The 19,613-nt window shown below is 69.1% G+C and carries 17 protein-coding genes and 1 pseudogene; 5 read left to right on the forward strand and 13 right to left on the reverse strand.

The annotated features are described in order from the left end of the window. Positions 1-95: 95 nt before the first annotated feature. The 3 genes from D5S19_RS34140 to D5S19_RS33125 all read right to left on the reverse strand — a co-directional run bounded on the left by D5S19_RS34140 (position 96) and on the right by D5S19_RS33125 (position 2,805). Positions 96-701: a DUF3558 domain-containing protein gene (locus tag D5S19_RS34140; RefSeq protein ID WP_120023742.1), complete on the reverse strand. Its 606-nt coding sequence runs from the start codon at positions 699-701 to the stop codon at positions 96-98. Then, positions 701-1,108 (reverse strand): hypothetical protein, encoded by a 408-nt coding sequence (locus D5S19_RS31670; protein ID WP_147397387.1) that lies wholly within the window; start codon positions 1,106-1,108, stop codon positions 701-703. The genes D5S19_RS34140 and D5S19_RS31670 overlap by 1 nt, the downstream gene beginning before the upstream one ends. Before the next feature lie 320 nt (positions 1,109-1,428). After that, on the reverse strand, positions 1,429-2,805 hold the full coding sequence (locus tag D5S19_RS33125; RefSeq protein ID WP_233573885.1) for an MFS transporter: 1,377 nt from the start codon (positions 2,803-2,805) through the stop codon (positions 1,429-1,431). Between the two features lie 439 nt (positions 2,806-3,244). Here D5S19_RS33125 and D5S19_RS13785 point away from each other — a divergent pair, with 439 nt between their 5' ends. Together D5S19_RS13785 and D5S19_RS13790 are read left to right on the forward strand one after the other, a co-directional pair. Then, a complete protein-coding gene (locus D5S19_RS13785; RefSeq protein WP_120023743.1) occupies positions 3,245-4,963 on the forward strand; it encodes a SulP family inorganic anion transporter in 1,719 nt (572 codons plus the stop codon). 68 nt (positions 4,964-5,031) lie between these two features. Beyond that, positions 5,032-7,242 (forward strand): protein kinase domain-containing protein, encoded by a 2,211-nt coding sequence (locus D5S19_RS13790; protein WP_120023744.1) that lies wholly within the window; start codon positions 5,032-5,034, stop codon positions 7,240-7,242. Positions 7,243-7,309: 67 nt separating this feature from the next. Here the strand turns inward: D5S19_RS13790 and D5S19_RS13795 are convergent, their stop codons facing one another. Then, entirely contained in the window at positions 7,310-7,960 is a 651-nt protein-coding gene (locus D5S19_RS13795; protein ID WP_233573890.1) for an outer membrane protein assembly factor BamB family protein, read from the reverse strand. 26 nt (positions 7,961-7,986) lie between these two features. Here D5S19_RS13795 and D5S19_RS33565 point away from each other — a divergent pair. From D5S19_RS33565 to D5S19_RS13805, 3 genes and pseudogenes are all read left to right on the forward strand, one after another. Then, positions 7,987-8,043: pseudogene (locus D5S19_RS33565) on the forward strand (hypothetical protein); the annotation flags it as partial. Then, positions 8,017-8,244 (forward strand): hypothetical protein, encoded by a 228-nt coding sequence (locus D5S19_RS13800; RefSeq protein ID WP_120023746.1) that lies wholly within the window; start codon positions 8,017-8,019, stop codon positions 8,242-8,244. The pseudogene D5S19_RS33565 and the gene D5S19_RS13800, both read left to right, overlap by 27 nt. A gap of 138 nt (positions 8,245-8,382) precedes the next feature. Next, complete coding sequence (locus D5S19_RS13805; protein ID WP_120023793.1) at positions 8,383-9,210, forward strand: class I SAM-dependent methyltransferase; 828 nt, start codon at positions 8,383-8,385, stop codon at positions 9,208-9,210. Positions 9,211-9,463: 253 nt separating this feature from the next. Here D5S19_RS13805 and D5S19_RS13810 read toward each other — a convergent pair whose 3' ends face one another. Genes D5S19_RS13810 through D5S19_RS13850 form a run of 9 tightly spaced genes read right to left on the reverse strand, consistent with a single transcriptional unit; the run spans position 9,464 to position 19,592 of the window. Continuing rightward, on the reverse strand, positions 9,464-10,435 hold the full coding sequence (locus D5S19_RS13810; RefSeq protein ID WP_120023747.1) for a PDR/VanB family oxidoreductase: 972 nt from the start codon (positions 10,433-10,435) through the stop codon (positions 9,464-9,466). A gap of 22 nt (positions 10,436-10,457) precedes the next feature. Beyond that, positions 10,458-11,420, reverse strand: a complete 963-nt coding sequence (locus tag D5S19_RS13815; protein ID WP_120023748.1) for an alcohol dehydrogenase catalytic domain-containing protein — start codon at positions 11,418-11,420, stop codon at positions 10,458-10,460. A gap of 34 nt (positions 11,421-11,454) precedes the next feature. After that, the gene (locus D5S19_RS13820) at positions 11,455-13,068 is read right to left on the reverse strand and encodes an ABC transporter substrate-binding protein (RefSeq protein WP_120023749.1); all 1,614 of its coding nucleotides are present in this window, start codon (positions 13,066-13,068) and stop codon (positions 11,455-11,457) included. 15 nt (positions 13,069-13,083) lie between these two features. Then, positions 13,084-14,946, reverse strand: coding sequence for a dipeptide ABC transporter ATP-binding protein (locus tag D5S19_RS13825; protein WP_120023750.1), 1,863 nt, complete (start codon positions 14,944-14,946; stop codon positions 13,084-13,086). Next, positions 14,943-15,821 carry an ABC transporter permease gene (locus tag D5S19_RS13830; protein WP_120023751.1) on the reverse strand — a complete coding sequence of 293 codons (879 nt, stop codon included), beginning with the start codon at positions 15,819-15,821 and terminating at the stop codon, positions 14,943-14,945. The genes D5S19_RS13825 and D5S19_RS13830 overlap by 4 nt, the downstream gene beginning before the upstream one ends. Continuing rightward, positions 15,818-16,825, reverse strand: a complete 1,008-nt coding sequence (locus D5S19_RS13835; protein WP_199730488.1) for an ABC transporter permease — start codon at positions 16,823-16,825, stop codon at positions 15,818-15,820. The genes D5S19_RS13830 and D5S19_RS13835 overlap by 4 nt, the downstream gene beginning before the upstream one ends. 6 nt (positions 16,826-16,831) lie before the next feature. Then, positions 16,832-17,422, reverse strand: coding sequence for a nuclear transport factor 2 family protein (locus tag D5S19_RS13840; RefSeq protein ID WP_120023752.1), 591 nt, complete (start codon positions 17,420-17,422; stop codon positions 16,832-16,834). Further along, on the reverse strand, positions 17,419-18,675 hold the full coding sequence (locus tag D5S19_RS13845) for a Rieske 2Fe-2S domain-containing protein (RefSeq protein WP_158605531.1): 1,257 nt from the start codon (positions 18,673-18,675) through the stop codon (positions 17,419-17,421). Before D5S19_RS13845 ends, D5S19_RS13840 begins: the two co-directional genes overlap by 4 nt. Beyond that, on the reverse strand, positions 18,675-19,592 hold the full coding sequence (locus D5S19_RS13850; RefSeq protein ID WP_158605532.1) for an acetamidase/formamidase family protein: 918 nt from the start codon (positions 19,590-19,592) through the stop codon (positions 18,675-18,677). The genes D5S19_RS13845 and D5S19_RS13850 overlap by 1 nt, the downstream gene beginning before the upstream one ends. Positions 19,593-19,613: the final 21 nt, after the last annotated feature.

Raw genomic sequence — 19,613 nt, forward strand, 5'->3', positions numbered from 1 at the left:
CACCCGACGCACAAGCTCACCAGGCAGAATCAGCTTGCCCTCCTTCTGCTGCAACTCCATCCACAACTTCAAACCCTCAGCAGGACCACCAGACATCACGCGGTCCCCTTCAACGTCGTGACCGCCAAATTCGCAACCTTCCGCGCGTCTTCGCACGGATCGCCCGTACCTACTGCAGAGCTGGCAACCGTTGCGTCGGCTTCAAAAGCCGCGTTGTCCGCAATTCCCACTGCGACGCCACATGACCCCTTTGAGCGGTCGTCGCGCGGACCGTAAGCCACCACTGGATAACCCTGAACCGGGGCCAGTACTTTGAATAACCCGCCCCGCCCCTGAGTTGCGTATACGTCGGTGAGGCCGCGCTTCCACGCATACACCAGCTGAATCGCGACCTGCGAGCCACGTTCGAGATCGTGCCAAGAACAGAATTTGGCGACCCCAGTATCCTTTTGCGGACTACGCGTGGGTGTGTTCGAGAATAGACTATCGACCTGTGCAGAGGTAAGGACGGCGCATGGATCACCCTGTATGAGCGACGAGGGCAGAGGGTGATCGACCTTCGGGACCGCTGGGTCGGCACTTGCTGGCGACGACGTCGCACCTGGCTCAGGTATACCGGCCGTGGTTGTTGAACACGCTGCCATCGCGCACGTGACGACGAGCAATGCCGCAACACCGCCAAACCTGGAGACCCCCGCCATCAGAAGCGGCCTCCATCACCCTTGGCATTCACGGTATGCGCAGCTTGCTCATCGTTTGTTTCGTGTAATCCGAGCGCCTTTTCGATCTTTTCAATGAAGATGCCAACGAAGTCGCGCTGTCGAACCAGGGAATCCCTATAGGCAAGGCCGGACTTGTTGCAGGCGTCGGTGTTGCGCAGAGAAGCTGGATCGTTGCCCGGAGATTGAATCGACCACATGGGAGCTGCAGCACTCAGCTGGTCTTGGATTCGTCCCCGCAATTTGCGGAGATTGCCGAGTTCGGTTGTCATGGCGTCCCGGTCAAGCGTGAAAGCGCCGCCAGCCGACCCGCCGCCGGAGGCGCCTCCGCTTCCCGCGTCGGCTACGACGAATTTCGCGGCGTTCAACGCGCCGTCCTGCCCTGCCACTACAGCCTCCCCTTACACGCAAACCGTGGGCGTCTAGCTTCGCACCGACAGTAGCCACTCGGCGACAAACTGTCCGCTCAATGCAGAGATTGCCCCTGTGAGCGTCCGCACCCGCCGTGAGCTGGGCCACATGTGCTTCCACCGGCAACCAGCGGGAGAGAGGTTCTAGCGAGGTTTGTTCATCTGGTGACGGCTGGACAGGCGGTACGCAGGGACGGGGGCACAGGGGCGGCGATGAGCGCGCATCCCGCCGCCTTGACCAAGGGCGACCGCCCCGGTGATTAGCCGCCGGCTGCGCTTATCACCCGCTGGTCAGAGGGCTATTTAATGCCGTCGCCAACGGTCGTTACGCCTCTCAGGAGTGGCCGCACGGTCGTCGTAGCTTCCGCATCACCTCGTCCTCCCGCCCGCTCGACCTGCTCAGCGCTGACATGGGGCCGATCCGCGTTCGTCTCACCCGGCCCCGGCTCCCACCGGGTGTCCCGGCCCGGGAACCCGAACCGGCGCTTGCCCCCGGTGTCCTTGCCCTGTTCCCGATACGTCGCGAACCGCCGCTTGAGCCGCCGGGAGGTGTCGTCCGACGAGCGGGCCGCGTGCGCGACCTCGATCCGCAGGATGAACCGGTCGTCCGGATCGGCCAGGTCCCGCTCACCATGGGCGGAATACACCTTGAACCCGCGCTCACCCAGCTCAATCAACGTTTCCAGGTCACGCGGCTGCCGGAACAGGCGATCGGTGTGCCAGACCACAATCCCGTCCGACGCACCCGACTCCACCCGCTCCAGCAACCGCTCCCACCCCGGCCGACGCACCCCCCACTTCCACGCCGACAACCCATCCTGCAACTCCACACCCAGACAGGCACCCACCCGGTCGATTACCTTCCGGTTGTCCGCCCACTGGACGTCGATCTTCTCCAACTCACCCGTATCCGGCACCCTCGACAACCGGCCATACGAGTCCAACACCGGCTGCCGCACCACAGTAGGTAAACGGACCCGTGTCGCCAACGCCCGCAGGGTCCGGTTCCCGAACAACCACCGAACGCCCTCGACGATCTCGCTCCGCACGCTCTTGCGCGACACTTCCTTCGCCCGGACGTCGGTCCGGATCGAGAAGATCAGCAGGCCGCTGGCGGCGAACGAGAGAGCGTTGCCGAGGAATGGCAGGAAAGTCCCCACGCCGAACAGCGCGGAGCCGAGCGGAGGCCCCGCGAAATCCTCACCGTTGCTCTCCGCCGCGACGATCCGCCCGTTCGCTGTCGCCAGACTCCGCGGATCCCGCGACACAAGGCCGGGAATGGCCGACTGCGCGGCGATGTCGAAGAAGACCTGGCCCGTACCCAGCAGGAATGCCGCAGTTACCAGCCATGCCAGGTTCACCTGCGCGGCCAGAATCAGCACCGCGAGCCCGACCAGGACGGCGAACCGGCCCAGATCGGCCCCCACCATCACCCGCCGACGGTCCAGCCGGTCCACCACGACACCGGCGTGCAGCGAGAACAGCACCCAGGGAATCTCGGCGGCGATGGTGACGAAGCCCAGCGCCACCGGGCTGCTGGTGCTCTGCAGCGCCAGCAGAGGCAACGCGGCGGCGTGCATGCCTGTGCCGATCGCCGACACGAGCGTGGCGCCGAAGAGCCGGTGGAAGCGACTTCCCAGCCGCACCTTGACCTCGTCGGATTCCTTGGTGGGCACTTCGAGAATTCCTCCGGCCGTTCACGACAGACTCCGACGACGATCACCGCGGCGGACCGTACCGCGCGAAGAGGCACCAGACGATCTTTCCGATGCCCCAGACCGCGCTGATAAGGCCGAGCGCTTCATTCGGTTCGCCGGCGTCCGCACCGGCTGCGGCAGCCGCGCCACGGTCGTTCCCCCGCCGACGCCCGTTCCACCCGGGGCGGGTGTGAGCAGTCCCACGCCCACCCCCGATAGTTAAGGAGTTGCGAAATTTATTACATTGTCAAGCAAGGTTTGTGGCAAGTAAGGAGTGAGCCGTGGGTGCTTTCGTGGCCGGGTCGAGCGCACGAGCGGCACAGGCACAGAGAGCGGTCCCCCGCGCGGCCGAGGCCGTCGAGCGCGGCGCCGGCCTGACCACGGCAAACGGCCCCGCGACGCCGGACGGGGCGGCCCGATGACCGCGGCATCACCCCGTGGACGTCGGGCGGTGGCAGGGCGGGTGCGCGGGCTCCTGCCCTCGCGGGCGGACTGGCACACGGTGCGGCGCTCGCCGCGGCGGGATCTGGTGGCCGGGGTGACCGTGGCCATCGTGGCGTTGCCGCTCGCGCTGGGGTTCGGCGTGTCCTCGGGCCTGGGGGCGGAAGCGGGGCTGGTCACCGCGATCGTGGCGGGGGTCCTGGCCGCGGTCTTCGGCGGGTCGAACCTGCAGGTGTCCGGGCCGACCGGCGCGATGACCGTGGTGCTGGTGCCGATTGTGCACACCTACGGCCCCGGCGGCGTGCTCACCGTCGGGCTGCTGGCGGGGCTGCTGCTGATCGTGCTCGCCGTGGCCAAGGCCGGCCGGTACATGCGGTACGTGCCGGCCCCGGTTGTCGAGGGCTTCACGCTGGGCATCGCCGGGGTGATCGCCCTCCAGCAGGTCCCCGCCGCGCTCGGCGTCCCGACGCCCGAAGGCGAGAAGGTCGTGGTGGTCGCCGCCCGCGCGCTCGAGGCCTTCGCCGACCACCCGAACTGGCCGGCGATCGGGCTGGCCGTGGGGGTCGCGGCGGTGATGCTGCTCGGCGCGCGGTGGCGGCCGGCGATCCCGTTCTCGCTGATCGCGGTTGCCCTGGCAACGATCGTCACGGCGGTGGCGTCGCTGCCCGTGACACGCATCGGGGCGCTGCCCGCCGGGCTGCCCGCACCGTCACTGACCTTCCTGCACCTGGGCGATCTGGGTACGCTGGCGCCCTCTGCGGTCGCTGTCGCGGCCCTGGCCGCCCTGGAGAGCCTGCTGTCGGCCACCGTGGCCGACGCGATGAGCGTCAACGAACGCCACGACCCCGACCGCGAACTGTTCGGGCAGGGCTTGGCCAACGTTGTCACGCCGTTGTTCGGCGGAGTCCCCGCCACGGCCGCGATCGCCCGCACCGCCGTCAACGTCCGCTCCGGCGCGCGCTCCCGGCTCGCGGCCTTCACCCACGCCGTCGTGCTCGCGCTGATCGTCCTGATCGCCGCGCCCCTGGTCAGCCGGATTCCCTTGGCCGCACTGGCCGGAGTGCTGCTGGCCACCGCGATCCGCATGATCGAGGCCGGGTCGGTCCGCGCACTGATCCGCGCCGGACGCGGGGACGCGCTGGTCCTGGCGCTGACCGCCGCGGCGACGCTGGCGCTGGACCTGGTCACCGCCGTCATCGTCGGCCTGGTGGTCGCCGGGGCACTGGCACTGCGCGCGGTCGCCCGCGCCGCCCGGGTCCAGGAAGTCCCGCTGGAGGTGGGCGACCACCACGAAGAAGAGCAGGCGCTGCTGGCCGAGCACATCGTGGCCTACCGCCTGGACGGGCCACTGCTGTTCGCCGCGGCGCACCAGTTCCTGCTGGAACTGTCCGAAGTCGCCGACGTCCGTGTCGTGATCCTGCGGATGTCGCGGGTGTCGGCGGTCGACGGCACCGGCGCGCTGGTTCTGCGAGACGCGATCGAGCGCCTGGAACACCGCGGCATCACCGTGCTGCTGTCCGGCATCCGCCCGGGTCACGAACGGGCGCTGGACGCGGTCGGCGTGATCGACCGGCTGCGCGAGGACGGCCGCGTGTACGCCACCACGCCCGAGGCGATCACCTCGGCCCGCGACCGCCTCTACGACGCCGGGCTGCTGCCCGGCCGCGCGCGCGATCCGGAGCACAAGCGAGTGTGAGGCGATTGCTAGGCGAGATCGTCCTTTTCGGTGGCACGGGTCCCCGGTTGGTGATCTGATGATGCGCTGTGAGCGCAACGTGGCAGGTGCCGGGATTCAGCGAGGTCGACGTACTCGGCACCGGCGGGTTCGGCCGGGTCGTGCTCGCGAAGCACGAGGGCTCGGGACGGCTTGTCGCAATCAAGTACCTGCATGGTGAGTTTCTGACCGAGGCACGGATCCTGGACGGGTTCCGGCGGGAAGCGTGGCTGCTGCACGGGGTCGTGAGCCCGCACGTGGTGCGGCTGTTCGAGTTCATCGAAGCGCCGCAGGGCGCGGCCCTGGTGATGGAGGCCGTCCCGGGAGTGTCGCTGCGAGCGTTGCTGGCCGCGGAGAAGACGCTGGCGCCGGAGTCGGCGCTGGCGATCCTGAAAGGCTCGCTGCTCGGGCTCGCCGCGGCGCACGGGGCCGGGGTCGTGCACCGCGACTACAAACCCGGCAACGTGCTGGTCTCCCGCGAGGGCGAGTCGAAGCTGGTGGACTTCGGTCTGGCCACATTGGACGGCCAAAGCGGACTGACGGCGGGCTCGCCGTCCTATATGGCCCCGGAGCAGTGGGCGGGCCGGCCGGGCATCCCCGCGACCGATGTGTACGCGGCGACGGCGGTGTTCTTCCAGTGCATCACCGGACATCTGCCGTTCGAAGCCGAGACCACCGAGCAGCTCCGGTCCCTGCACGAGCGTGCCTTCGTGCCGCTCGACGCCGTGCCCGGGCAACTGCGTCCGCTCATCGCCCGGGGCATGGCCAAGGATCCGGCGTGGCGGCCGGCCGGCGCGGAGGCGTTCGTGGCCGAACTCGAAGCGACCGCCCGCGCAGCGTATGGAAAGGACTGGGAGCGGCGCGGCTGGAAGCGGCTCGCCACCGCGGTCGGCGCCCTGACCGCGCTGACTCCACTCGCGCTGCTGGCCACCGGGGGCGTTGCCGCCGCACCGGTCACCGCGGCGGGCACAACCGGAACGGGCGTGGTGGCGGCGACCGTGGGCAAGATCCTCGTCGCGGTCCTCGCGATCGCCGCCTTGGTCACCGGCGGGCTCTGGATCTTCTCCGGCAACGACGACCCGCCACCGCAAGCCGCGCTGTCCGTCACGATGCAGACGGCGGCCGGGCAGGATTCCGCGCTGCCCATCACCTACTCGCTGCAGTATCCCCAGGTTTCCGGCCACGCGGACGCCGCGGCGCAACAACGCCTCAACGGCACGCTGCGCGCACCCATCGACAAGCGGCTGCAGAGCCTGCGGCAAGAACTGGCGGACCGCGACATCCTGGGCATGGTGCGGGACCGGGGTGACGTACTGAAGGCGAACACGACGGCGAAAGTGCTGCTGCAGACGCCGCGCCTGCTGTCCGTCCGCTACGAGCACACGCTCGACTCGGCCGTGATCGCGCATTCGAGCTGGCAGTTCGCCGAGACGGTCACCGTCGACCTGGCCACCGGCAAGGTGCTCGGGCCACAGGACGTGTTCCGGCCCGGGATCCGCACAGCGTCCGGAATGGACACGCTGACCTCCCGGCTGAGCCCCCACACCGGAAACGGCTTCTGCCGCACGCCGGCCATCGGCAGTTACGGGGGCGACCAGGTCTCCATCGACGCGGCCAAGCGTCCCGGCGGTGGCGACCACGTGCCGCGCGCGGACATCGGGTTCACCACGACCGGGGTCGATTTCGTGATCAAGTGGTACGAACTCGGGTGCGACATGGCGTCCGGACAGGAAACGGTGACACTCCCCTATGCCGAGGCCGAGGACCTCCTCCAGCCGCAACTGCTGACGATGCTCGACCGGCAGCCGCCTTCGTCGTCGGCTCCGCCCCGGCCGAGCGGGAAGACGTATACCGATCCCCGCTTCGGTTTCAGCACGCTCGTGCCCGAAGGCTACGCCGCCGCCCCGTATCGCCCGGCGAACGGTGAGGGCATCCAGTACACCAACGCCGGCTTGGGTGCGACGCTCACCGTGTGGGGCAGCAACATCTCCCGGACCGCGCAGGACATCCTCGGCGAGACGGCGCGGGACACCGCCGCCAAGGGCGGCCAGGTGACCCATCAACAGGTCGAAGGGACCACGTACGCCATCTCCGGCTACGACTCCAGCGGTCAGATCTTCTACGAACGCGGTTACACCGGGCCGGGCTCGCTCGCCCGCATCCGCTGGAGCTATCCCCGGACGCACAAAGCCGAACTCGACGCGCCGGTCGAGGCCACCGTCGGCGCCTTCCGCCCCGGAGACCTCACCCAGCCCCACTGACGCGGGTGCCCGCGGACCGCGAGTCGAGGCTGAACGCGGCGTTCAGCCTCGACTCGCTTTCACGCCGCTACTTCGTGACGGGGTAGGCCATGGGCTCGCCGCTGTCGGAAACACCGATGGCCGCGTACTTGCTCACCCACCACGGCGTGACACCGACCTCAGTGGACACGTCCTTGCCGGTCTTGGCGTCGAGCGCGATCGGCTTGCCGCCCTGGGTATCGCCGTAGAGGAGGCCGTGCCAGGCGACCGTGACGTCGGGCGCGACGCGGTTGGTGGCCTTGTCCGGCAGGCTCCAGAGCTTCTGCCCGGTCGCGGCGTCATAGCCGGTCAGCACGCCGTCCGAGCCGCAGATCAGCGCGGACTGCTCGTCGTAGAAGCAGTCCCCGTAGTCGGGAGAGGAACCGAAGACGCTCTGCGGGCCGGCGAGCCTGGCCTTCTCGGCGCCGGTGGCGGGGTCCAGGAACACCAGGAACGAGTCGCCGTGCTCATTGTTCTTCTGCTTGATCACGACCAGGGCGGGGTCCGCGGACACGAAGGCGAGCGAACGGGAGGACTGGACGATCCATTTCTGCTGCCCGGTCACGACGTCGAGCGCGAGGGCCTGGACCTTGTAACTCTCGGCCGTGGTGTAGTCGACGCCGACCAGCGTGTCCCCGTGGACGCTTGCGCCGCTGTAGGCCTTGCGTGTCCAGAGCGTCTTGCCGGTGGCCGGGTCCAGCGCGACGGTGAGGTGGTCCCCGCGCGGAAGTCCTGCTCGGCGACATCCACCTCGCCTTGGGCGACCCAGCGACCGGACGCGCCCACCTGGACCTGGGCGTGGCCTACCTCGACGCCTCAGGCGACCCTCGGTGGCGCGGAAAGTCCGTACTCAGCCTGGGCCGCCACCTGGCCGCGGCCGGCGACCTGCCGGGCGCCCGCGCGGCGTGGGAGAAGGCGTGGGCGGACCTGTCCCGGATCGGCGCACACGAGGCAGCGACGGTCCGTGCGTTGCTGGACGGGTGAGCGGCGCGCTGCTCTGGGGGCCGGGTTGCGAGCAGAGGGATCCTGGGCACCGATCACAGCTCGGCAGTCGTGATCCAAGACCGGCTGGTTCGCGACGCTGACCTTAAATCACTGGCCAGTCCCACTACAGTGATGATCATGAACCTGATCGACGTGGCGGCGGTCGCGCACGCCATGGCCGCCGGCGTGGCCAGCCCCGGCATTCAGCTCGTACAGACCCGCTTCCGCGCCGGACTCGTCGAGAGCTGGGACATCCGGCCGGGCGACCGCGTGCTGGAGATCGGCTGCGGGCAGGGCGACATGACCGCCGTGCTCGCCGCCGCCGTCGGCGAGCGCGGCCAGGTCACCGGTGTCGACATCGCCGATCCGGCTTACGGCGCCCCGATCACGCTCGGCGAGTCCGCCGAGTTTCTGCGCGCCACCCCGTTCGGCGACCGTATCGACATGCGCTTCGGTTTCGACGTGCTCACCGAGACCTTCCCGGACGACACGTTCGACCACGTCGTGCTCTCGCAGTGTTCCTGGTACTTCGCCTCGCTCGACCAGCTGCGCGCCATACTCGCCCGGGTCCGCCCCTGGGCGCGGCAGCTGGGCTTCGCCGAGTGGGACCTGCGTCCCACGTCGCACGGCCAGCTCGCGCACCTGCTCGCGGTCCAGATCCAGGGCATGATCGAGGCGACCGGCGAACGCGGCGACGGCAACGTCCGTACCCCCTTTTCCTGCCAGCGGCTGCTCGCCGTCCTCGAAGAGACCGGGTGGCAGGCGTCCGGCCCGCGCACCATCGACACCACGGGCATGCACGACGCGGCCTGGGAAATCACCGTGTGCCACGACGTGGTCGAAGAACGCCTGCACACCGTGCCGGCCCCGATGCGTGACCTCATCCAGAGCCATGTCGACATGCTGGAGACCGTCACGTCGAACAACGAGGCATTGCCGGTCTACTCGGTGACCGCCACGCGGTGACCGCCGCACCGGTCCGGCCGGACGCCCTCGTTCGTAGGGGGAAATTCTTTCCCCGCTGGCTCCACCCGGCCGCGCGAGGCGGACACCCACAGCATCCGGGGTGCACTCCGGTGAGATGGCCGCACACCCCGGTCTCAGAGATCGTCCCGGTCGAGTGGGCCACCGTCGATCAGTCCTGCTGTGGGACAAGGACGACTGCGCAGCGATCGGACCGGGGAATGCGCCCCGCGCTGACTTGTCATCCCGATCCACATCAAAGGTCGAGTACCAGTTTCGGCGAGCGTGATCTGCTCACGCAGATCAGCATCGTCTCATTGGTCGCCTTGTCGCTGTCGGAGAGCAGCGAGTCACGATGGTCCGGGGTACCTTCCAGCACCCGGGTTTCGCAGGTGCCGCAATACCCTTCGGAACACGACGACATCACCGTGGGGACCACTTCGGACACCACGTCGAGCACGGACCGGTCGGGCGGCACGGTCACGGTGATCCCGCTGGTCCGCAGTTCGACCTCGAACTGGGCGGAGTCCCCCGGCGTGGCCGCCGGGGGTGTGCTGGCGGGGGCGCCGAAGCGTTCGACATGCAAGTGCTTGGCCAGGCCCGCGGCCCCCGTCACCTCGGACATGGCGCGCAGCAGACCTTCGGGTCCGCAGCAATAGAAGGCCGCACCGTCCGGGGCCCGCGCGACCTGCGCCGCGAGGTCGGGCAGGCCCCGTTCGTCCTGCGGCCGGACATCCACCGCGCCACCGGGCACCAAGGCGAGCTCGGGCAGCAACGCCATGCTCGTTCGCGTCCGGCCGCCGTAGACCAGTGTCCACGGCTTGCCCGCCTTCGCGACCGCGCTGATCATCGGCAGGATGGGGGTGATCCCGATACCGCCGGCGACGAACACATACGCGGGTGCCTCGACGAGCCCGAAATGGTTGCGGGGCGGCCGGATCTCCAGCTGCCTGCCCACGAGCGCGGTGCCGTGGACCTCCTTGGACCCGCCACGCCCGTTCGGCTCCAGCAGCACCGCGATCTGGTACAGCGCCGGGTCGTCACCGCTGCCGTACAACGAGTATTGCCGCACCAAGCCGGATGGCAGCACGACGTCGATGTGGGCACCGGGCTCCCACGGCGGCAGCGACGTGCCGCCGACCGGGACCAGGTCCAGTCCGATCACCCGGTCGGCCAGCCAGGTGGCACCGCGGACCAGGACCGGAAGCCGGCGTGGTGCGGTTGGCATGACAGTTCTCCCTTCCGGCACGTCAGGCACCGAAGTCGAGCAGCACCTTGCCGAACTTGCCGGGCTCACCGAGCCGGTCGAACGCGGCGGTGGCCTCTTCGGCCTGGTAGACCCGGTCGACGGGAATCGAGACGCGGTCGCCGAGCACAGCGGACAGGCGGTGCTCGAGATCGCCCACGAGAAGCGCCTTCTCGGCGTTCGAGCGACCGCGCAGCACGGTTCCCATCAGGTCGGCCCGCTTGCCCATCAACAGGTTCAGCGGCACCTGCGCGGTGAGCCCGCCCGCAGTGCTGACCACCACGATCCGGCCACCGGGCCGGAGCAACGACAAGTCCTCGGCGACCCCTTCTCCCCCGACGAGGTCGATGATCGCGGACGCGTTACCCAGCGAGGCCACGACCTCGGCGGCCCCGGCGGCGAGCGCTACCGTGATGCCGAGGGCGGCGACCTGCTGCAGCGCGGCCTCCGACCGGCCGATCCCGATGGCCCGGCCGCCGAGCTCGCGGACGAGATGGCAGGCCGCGATCCCGACGCCGCCGTTGACCCCGCGCACGACGACCACGTCGCCGAGGCCCACGCGTGCGCGGCGGAGCGCGTCGAACGCGGTGAGGACCGCCTCCGGCAACGCCGCCGCTTGCGCCGGGCCGAGGGCGGCAGGCGAACGCCAGACATGCTGGTCCTGCGCAAGGACCCGGTCGGCGAGGCCGCCGCCACCGACGATGCCGATCACCCGGTCACCGACCTCCCACCTGCGCACCCGCGAGCCGACCGCGACGACCTCGCCGGAGACCTCCAGACCGGGAATGTCCTGCGGGGCGTCCGGGGGCACCGGGTAGCCGCCGTTTCGCTGCAGCACGTCGGCCGGGTTGACGCCGGCGTACCGGGCGGCGACCAGGATCTGGCCGGGTTCGGGCACCGGGTCCGGGCCCTCCTCCAGGCTCACGATCTCGTTGCCGCCATGTCCGTTGAATCGAATGAATCGCATCGGAAAACTCGGGTTCCTTACTGTGCCGGGAAGGTCAGGCCGTCACGAAAACCTTGGTGAAATCAGGGAAATCGCCAGGTCCGGCCGGCACGCCGCCGACCTTCGGGGCAGACACCCGCACCTGGTTCTTGAAGTAGGAGACGCAGTTGGGCACGTCGTCGTGCAGCACCTGCGCGATGGAGGCGCCGACCTTCGTGCGGGCGGCGGGGTCGGTGGTGTTGTCGTACTGCGCGATGAGGTCGTCCAGCGCCCGGTTCGAGTAGTGGGCCGAGTTGTACGGCGCGCCGGACACGATGATGGCTTCGAGGATCTGCGAGGCACTGCCGCGCGAACCCCAGTTGGTGATCCCGAGCGGAACGGTCAGCCACGGCGAGTTGTCGCCGGAGGCGAAGTACTGCTCGGCGGTCATGATGTTCAAGGCGATGTCGAAGCCGGCCTCCTTGGCCATGTCCTTGACCAGTGTGGCGTGGTCGACGCATTCGAAGACCCGCGCGGTGGTCAGCGTGACCTGCAGGCCGTTCGGATGCCCCGCGTCGGCGAGCAGCCGCTTCGCCTGGGCCAAGTCCCGCTTGCGCTGCTCGACCTGTGCGGCGATCTGGTTCGCGGACGGGAAGGTCGGCGCGAACAGATGGTCGTTGCCCAGGGTCGCCTTGTTGTCCATCAGCGCGGTCATCAACTGGGTACGATCCAGCGACAGCGCCAGGGCCTGCCGGACCCGCTTGTCGTTGAACGGCTTGATGTCCGTGCGCATCTGCAGCGTCTGGAACGACGCCGACTGCGCTTGCTGCTGGACCAGGCCGGCCGCGCCCTTGAGCGTGCGCAACGCCGAGGGCTCGACGGACGGCACAAGGTCGACCTCGCCGGTCTGGATCGCCAGCACCTGCGCGTTGCTGTCCGAGAAGTACTGAACGGTGATGGTGTCGAGGTAGGCGGCGTCGGGGTTCCAGTACTTCTCGTTGCGCCTGAACTGCGCCCGGCCGTTCGGCTGGTACGAGGTCAGCACGTACGGGCCGGTCCCGATGCCGCCCTTGACGAAGTCACCGGACCGGTAGCTCTTCGGCAGGATCGCGGTGTTGTAGGCGAAGGCGGACACCAGGTACGGGAACTCCGCGTAGCCGCGGTCCAGCTTGAACCGGATCGTGTGGTCGTCCACCTTCGTGGTGCCACCAGGGCTGAGGATGCCGCCGAGGCTCTGCAGACCGGCGGAACCGCCGTGCGGATCGGTGATCCGGTCGAACGTCGCCACCACGTCGTCGGCGGTCATCGGGGAGCCGTCGTGGAAGGTCACGCCCGGCCGGAGCTTGAACACCCAGGTGCGCGCGTCCTGTGCCGTCCACTCGGTGGCGAGTCGTCCTTCCAGTGTGCCGTCGGCCTTCGGGAACGTCAGGTACTCGGCCGCGACGAGCACCGTGTCCACGGCGCCGATATCGGTCATGGTCACCGGGTCGACCGGCCCGGTCGGGTTCGGCATGCCGACCGTCATGGTGCCGCCCCGGCGGGCGACGGCCGGCGGGGCGCCGGTCGGGGCCGTGCCGCCGGGTGCGCAGGCGGCAAGGGCCACACCGGCACCGAACAGCGCGCTCAGCTGCAGGAAACCACGACGGTCGAACCGCGAGGTGAACGAGGCCCGGAAGGGAGTGTCACTCATGCTTGATTCCTTTGATCACAAGGAGCCGGACGGAACCGCGGGGTGCACAGCAGGTTCGAGGACGAGCTCCTCGGGTGTGCGGTGACACCGGTATTGCTTCTCCCCCGGTCCTTCGCGCCATGGTGGCGTCGTGGTGCTGCAGCTGCCGTCGTCGAGTGCGACGGGACACCGGCCGGCGAAGATGCAGCCGGCAGATTCGCGGTAAGCGCTGGGCGCCTGCCCCTGGAGCCTGATCCGCTCCCCCTCGGCCGAGACGGACGCGGACATGAGGGCGGCCGTATACGGGTGATGTGGCGCGGCGAAGACCGCCTCGGCGGTGCCCCGTTCGACGATCTCGCCCATGTACATCACCGCCACCGAATCGGCGAGGTAATGCACGACGTCGAGGTCGTGGGAAATAAACAGGTACGAGGCGCCGGCCTCGGCCTGTCGCTGGGCGAGCAGGTTGAGGATGCCCGCCTGCACGGAAACGTCCAATGCGGACACCGGTTCGTCGCACACCACGATGGCCGGCCCGCCGGCCGAGGCTCGCGCGATCGCGACCCGCTGCTTCAGCCCGCCCGAGAGCCGGCGTGTCTTCGAGTCCAGATGCCGCTCGGTCAGCTGGGTCTCGGCCCCGATCGCGTCGACCTTCGCCGGGTCCTCGCCGCCGAGGCGCAAGGCCTGCCGCAGCACCGCGCGCGCCGTCTTCGTCGGGTTGAGCGAGGTCTCCGGATTCTGGAAGACGAGCGTCGGACGACGGGCCGCGGCCGACCGGTCGCGGCGACGGTGATTGCGGGGCATCTCGGTGCCGTCGAGGACGATCGAGCCCGAGGAGAACGACTCGAGCCCGACCACACATTTGGCCAATGTGGACTTCCCACTGCCGGATTCCCCGACGATGGCCAGGATCTCGCCGCGGCGCATGTCCAGATCCACACCGCGGATCGCGTGCACAACACCCTCGTTCGTGTCGTACTTCTTCACCAGGTCCTTGATGGACAACACGATGTCCTCCGAATCCGCCAGCGCCGCGATCTCGTCCAGCCGGCGCGGCGGTACCTCCCGGGCGGCTTCGCCCGCGGCACGGACGACGTTCGTGAACTTCCGATGGCTCCTGGTGGGCACGGACGCCACGAGCCCGCGCGTGTACTCCTCGCCCGGTGTCCGCAGCAGCGTCGCCGTCGGCCCGGCCTCCACGACCCGCCCGGCCCGCATGACCACCGCGTCCTCGCACAGATGCCGCACCAGCGGCAGGTTGTGGCTGACCATCAGCAGCGCCGTCCCGGTGTCGCGCGAGAGCTCTTCGATGAGCTCGATGACCCCGGCTTCCACGGTGGCGTCCAGTCCGGTCGTCGGCTCGTCGAGCAGCAGCAGCGACGGGGACGCGGCGAGTGCCATCGCGATCATCACGCGTTGCTGCTGCCCACCGGAGAGCTCGTGCGGGTAGCGCGTGGCCACTCGTTCCGGCGACGGCAGCTGGACTCGGTCCAGGGCCGCAACGGCCGCCTGCCGGGACTCCCGGCGGTCCATGCCCAGATGCAGTTCGAACACCTCACCGACCTGGCGCCCGATCGGGATGGTCGGGTTGAGCGAGGATCCCGGGTCCTGGTACACGGCCGCGATCCGGCGCCCGCGCATCGCGGTGAGTTCCGCTGTGGACACCTCGAGCAGGTTCCGGCCGTCGAACTCGATGGCACCACCGAGGATCGTCGCGTTGCGCGGCAGGTAGTTCAGGATCGCCATGGCGACCGTGGTCTTGCCGCTGCCGGACTCACCGACGAGCCCGACCCGGCCCCCGGCGGGGATCTCGAAGCCGATGTCGGTGACAGCCTCGGTGAGCCGGCCGCGGCTCGAGTAGCCGACGGTCAGACCGGACACCGTCAATGCGGCGTTCATCCCTCGAGCACCTCCTTGATTCCGTCCGCGAGCAGATTCACCGCGACGACGAGCGTGGCGAGTGCGATCGCCGGTGCGAGCACCATCCACGGCGCGGTCTGCAGATAGGGGCGGCCGAGTGAGATCGTGAGGCCCCAGTCGGGCGAGGGCTCCTGGACGCCGAGGGAGAGGAACGCGAGCCCGGCCGCGACGAAGATCGCGTAGCCCAGCCGGACGGTGGCCTCGACGATGATCGGGCTGGTGATGTTGCGCAGGATCTCGCCGAACATGATCGGCGTGGCGCGCAGGCCCTGCAGCCATGCCGCCGCAACGTAGTCGTGGTTGCGTTCCACCACGGCGGCCGAGCGCACGGTGCGCGCCACATGGGGCGTGAACAGGATGCCCACCGTGATGATCACGTTGAGCTGGGCGGTGCCGAACAGGGCCAGCACGGTCATCGCGATGAGGATGACCGGCACCACGAGCACCGATTCCAGCAGCCGCATGATGACCTGGTCCCACCAGCCGCCGAAATAGGCCGCGGTCAGCCCGATCGCCGTGCCCAGCACCAGGCCCACGAGCGTGGCGGCGGGGGCGACGGTGAGCACGCTGGTCGCGCCGGCGAGCATCCGGGACAGCACGTCCCGGCCGAGGTTGTCGGTGCCGAGCCAGTGCGCGCCCGAGGGTTGCGCGAGCACGGCGCCGGCGTCGGTCGCGCCCGGGTCGTAAGGCGCCACCAGTGGCCATGCGACCGCCATCAGTGTCCAGAACACGACGAACAGCCCGCCGGCCACGACCGTGGCCTTGCCGAACAGACGACGCGCCAGGCCCGGTGATCCCGGGCCGCCGTCCGCGGTGACCTCATCCGCGGCCGGGGGAATCGCGGTGACGCTCATCGGTTGCCTCCTCGCCTGATCCGCGGGTTCACCCACACCGCGAGCACGTCGCCGATCAGGTTGATCACCAGCACGGTCGCGCCGATGAGCACGACGCTGTCGGTGAGCGGCTGGACGTCGTGGAATTTGGCCGACTCGTACGCGAAGTTCCCGATTCCCGGATAGGAGAACAAGGTTTCGACGATGACCAGCCCACCGACGAGGTAGCCCGCCTGACCCGCGATCACCGTGATCGCCGGCAGGATCGCGTTGCGCAGCACGTGCCGGAAGAACACCTGGCGCATCGGCATGCCTTTGAGCGTCGCCGTACGCGTGTAGTTCTGGTCGAGCACATCGATCGTGGTGGCCCGCATCATGCGTGCGATGTAGCCGAACAGGATGAAACAGAGCGGGATCACCGGGAGCGCCAGCTGGTGCACGATATCGACCGGGTTCCACGACGGAACGGCCGACTGCACCGGGAACCATTTCAGGTAGACCCCGAAGATCACCAGCAGCAGCACGCCGCTGACGAACTCGGGGATCGCCATCAGCGACACACCGAGGATCGAGATGGTCCGGTCGGCGAACCGGCCGCGGCGCAGGGCGGCGAACGCACCGGCCGCGATCGCCACCGGCACCACCACCACGAGCGCGGCCACGGCGAGCACGATCGAGTGCGCCAGCCGTTCGAGGACGATCTCGCGGGCGGGCACCCCGAGACGCTGGGACATCCCCCAGTTGCCCGTGAGGAAACCAGACAGCCAGTCGAAGTAGCGCGTGACGAACGGCCGGTCCACGCCGAGGCTCGCGTTCAGCGCCGCGACCTGCTGGTCCGTGGCGTACTGGCCGAGAATGCTGCGGCCGAGGTTGCCCGGCAGGAGCTGAACGAGCGCGAAGACCGCCACGGAAAGGCCGAACAGCGTCAGCAGTGCGGCGAGCAGCCTTCGGAGCACGAACCGGCCGAGGTTCTGCGAAGGCCTCTTCCGCTCGCGGATCCGTGCGGCCGGACCTGTCATCGTCATGGACATTCAGCTCCCTGCCTTCCGCGTATTCGCCGGACCATAGGGAACGTGGTCCCAGCCCGGAGCGGGATACGGCGTCGAGAACACTTCCTCGAACTCGGTCGCGGCGTATCGCCAGATTCCGCTCTCCCGCCGGAACTCGCACCGGAGGCGGCCCGCGATCAGGATCGGGGTGAGCTCCCCTCCGATGTGGACGATCGCGGGTTCCCAGCAGTACCAGCGGCCGCAGGCGGTGTCTCCGTCCACTTCGAGCCATTCGTTGGTGAGAAAGTGCATCATGCGCGGCATGTACCCGGGCCGGGGGGTGCCGTCATCGGCTGCTATGCCTGCCGACGACGGCCAAGCCGCGGACAGTCCCAGCCCTGACCATGCCGCGCCATTGGTCACCTGCAGGTCCTTCAGCCGGGCCTGGCCGGTTCCGTCGCCCGCGGGAACCGTCAGGTCCGTCCAGCCGGGCATGGCACCGGACGCGGATCCGGTGTCGTTGACCCAGTGATACGTGGACACGAGCCGGCGGATCTCCGACTCCGCCTCGAGTCGTTCGAGGCGGGTCGTGAGCATCACCAGTTCGCGTGCCGAAGGAACCTGGGTGGTCATCGCGCGGCCAGCTCCCGCATCGAGGCGTCCGGCTCCGCGGTGAGCGCTTCGAACACGATTCCCTCCTGGGAACCGGGTTTCGTGCCCGGCGCGGGCTCGCCGTCCCCGACGGCGGCCAGGGTGTCGAGCAGGTACTTGCGCACCTGCACGATCGCGATGTCGCCGGAGGTCAGGTGCTCGCGGGTCCGGTCCGAGACCGGACCCATGCTGTACTGGATCGCGAGGTCCTGCTGCAGGATGCCTTCGATCCCGGAGAAGCTCCTGCCGCTGGCCATCAGCGCGCGGTCCTGCTCGTACCCGACGCCCTCACCGGTGAACGCCGTGACGCGCCAGTTGTTCGCCGGGTCCGTCATCCCGTACCCGCGAGTGCGGTCGACGAACTCCAGGTAGTCGTCGGTCATCGCACTCTCGGAGAACAGCACCGACCAGACCCAGTGCGACTCGTCGGTGGCCGGCACCCAGGCGTGCATCAGCGCGCCCTCGGTGTCGAGCAGGTTGCTCTCGAAGAAGGTGAAGAACGGCATGACGAACGGGTGGATCCAGTAGGTCGCGGCCTTGCCGTCCTTGTGCAGGTACCGGAACACCGTCTGCAGGCCCCACGGCCGGCGGGCGGCCGCGACCTTCGGGCGCTGGTCGTGGATGTACTCGTTGGCGCGGTTCTGCAGGCCGTCCTGGGTGTGTGCCTCGTCGTCGGTGTAGTGCAGGTACGGGCCGTGCTGGGCGTCGAGATCTCCTTCCAGGCCTTGCAGCCAGTTGCAGTCCTGGAAGGCATTCGTGGCATAGATCTTGTCGTCGTCGTACGGCTCGAAGATCCACTCGGGGAATTCGGGCATCGCCTCTTCCCGGCCCAGGTAGGCCCACACGATGCCGCCGGCCTCGCGGCACGGGTACGCCGGATGCTTGAACTTGTCCGACAGGTTCACCTCCGGCGGCTCCGGCGGCGTTTCGAGCACGCGGCCGTCGGGTGCGACGAGCCAGGCGTGGTAGAGACAGCGCAGTCCGCAATCCTCGTTGCGCGCCAAGGCAAGCGAGGCGTTGCGGTGCGGGCACGACTCGGCCATCAGCCCGGCCTCGCCGCTCGGGCTGCGGAACACGACAAGTGCTTCGCCGAGAATCTTGATCGGCAGCGGCGCCCCGCCCGCGACGATCCGGTCGGCGATCGTGATCGGAATCCAGTAGCGGCGCATCAGCTCGCCCATCGGCGTACCGGCATCGGTCTGCGTCAGCAGCCCGTTCTGTTCGGCGGTCAGCATCAATGCCCCTTCACAGTCGATTCGAGGAACTGGTGGAAAAGCCGGTGCGCCTGGGGCGGCACCAGGCATTTGTCGAGGTCCCCGCGCAGGGACACCGCGACACTGGTGAGCGGGTTGACGACCTGGCAGGGCCGGATGTCGAGCATGAGCGAGGACAAGAGGTAGGCCTGGCTCTCCGGCACGTTCAGCTCGGCCGCGAGTGCCACCGTCACCTCCGGGAGCACCACCGAGAGTGCGTCCTCGAAGGTCGTGCCGATACCGAGCAGCCAGATCTTGTCCTCGGTCATCACCGCGGGATTCACGGCCTGCCAATCGCCGCGCACCGCGACGAGGTCGAGTTCGGCGGATGTCTCGACACCGGTACCGCAGACCTCGGCGTCGCCGATCGCCGCGTGCACGTCACCGGCGAACACTCCGCCGCCGTCGACGGCGGCGCTCACCCACAGCATGGAACGGGGTCCCAGCTCGGGGATGTCGACGTTGCCGCCATAGGGCCCGAGGGTCCGGGCGGGAGCGAGCGCCGCCGGCAGCACGCCCAGCGTTCCCGCGTGGACACGGTAGGGCAGTTCGAGCCCGGCGCCGTCGAGGACGAGCGGGGGCTGGATCTTCAGCTCCCGCACGTCGAACCATCCGGGGTTGCCGAAGCCCAGTCCCGGGCGCGTCCACACGTGACCGACGGGCGCGCAGCGGATGTCCGCGATACCGATGCCGACGCGGTCGCCCGCGCGAACATCGGAGATTTCGATCGGACCGGACACCGGGAACAGCCGGTCGACGTCGAGACCGTCGGCCGTGGTGCCCGGCCGGACCTGGTCGCCGGAGGCGTCGAGGGTGCGCAGTGTGAACGGCTGCCAGGTGTCCACCGCGGTGGCCATCGGAACGTGCGGGCCGACGCGGTAGAGGTACGGCGCTGCCACGGCTGCACCGTCCACACTGAC

Origin of the sequence: Amycolatopsis panacis (assembly GCF_003600245.1) — a bacterium.
GTDB lineage: Bacteria > Actinomycetota > Actinomycetes > Mycobacteriales > Pseudonocardiaceae > Amycolatopsis > Amycolatopsis sulphurea.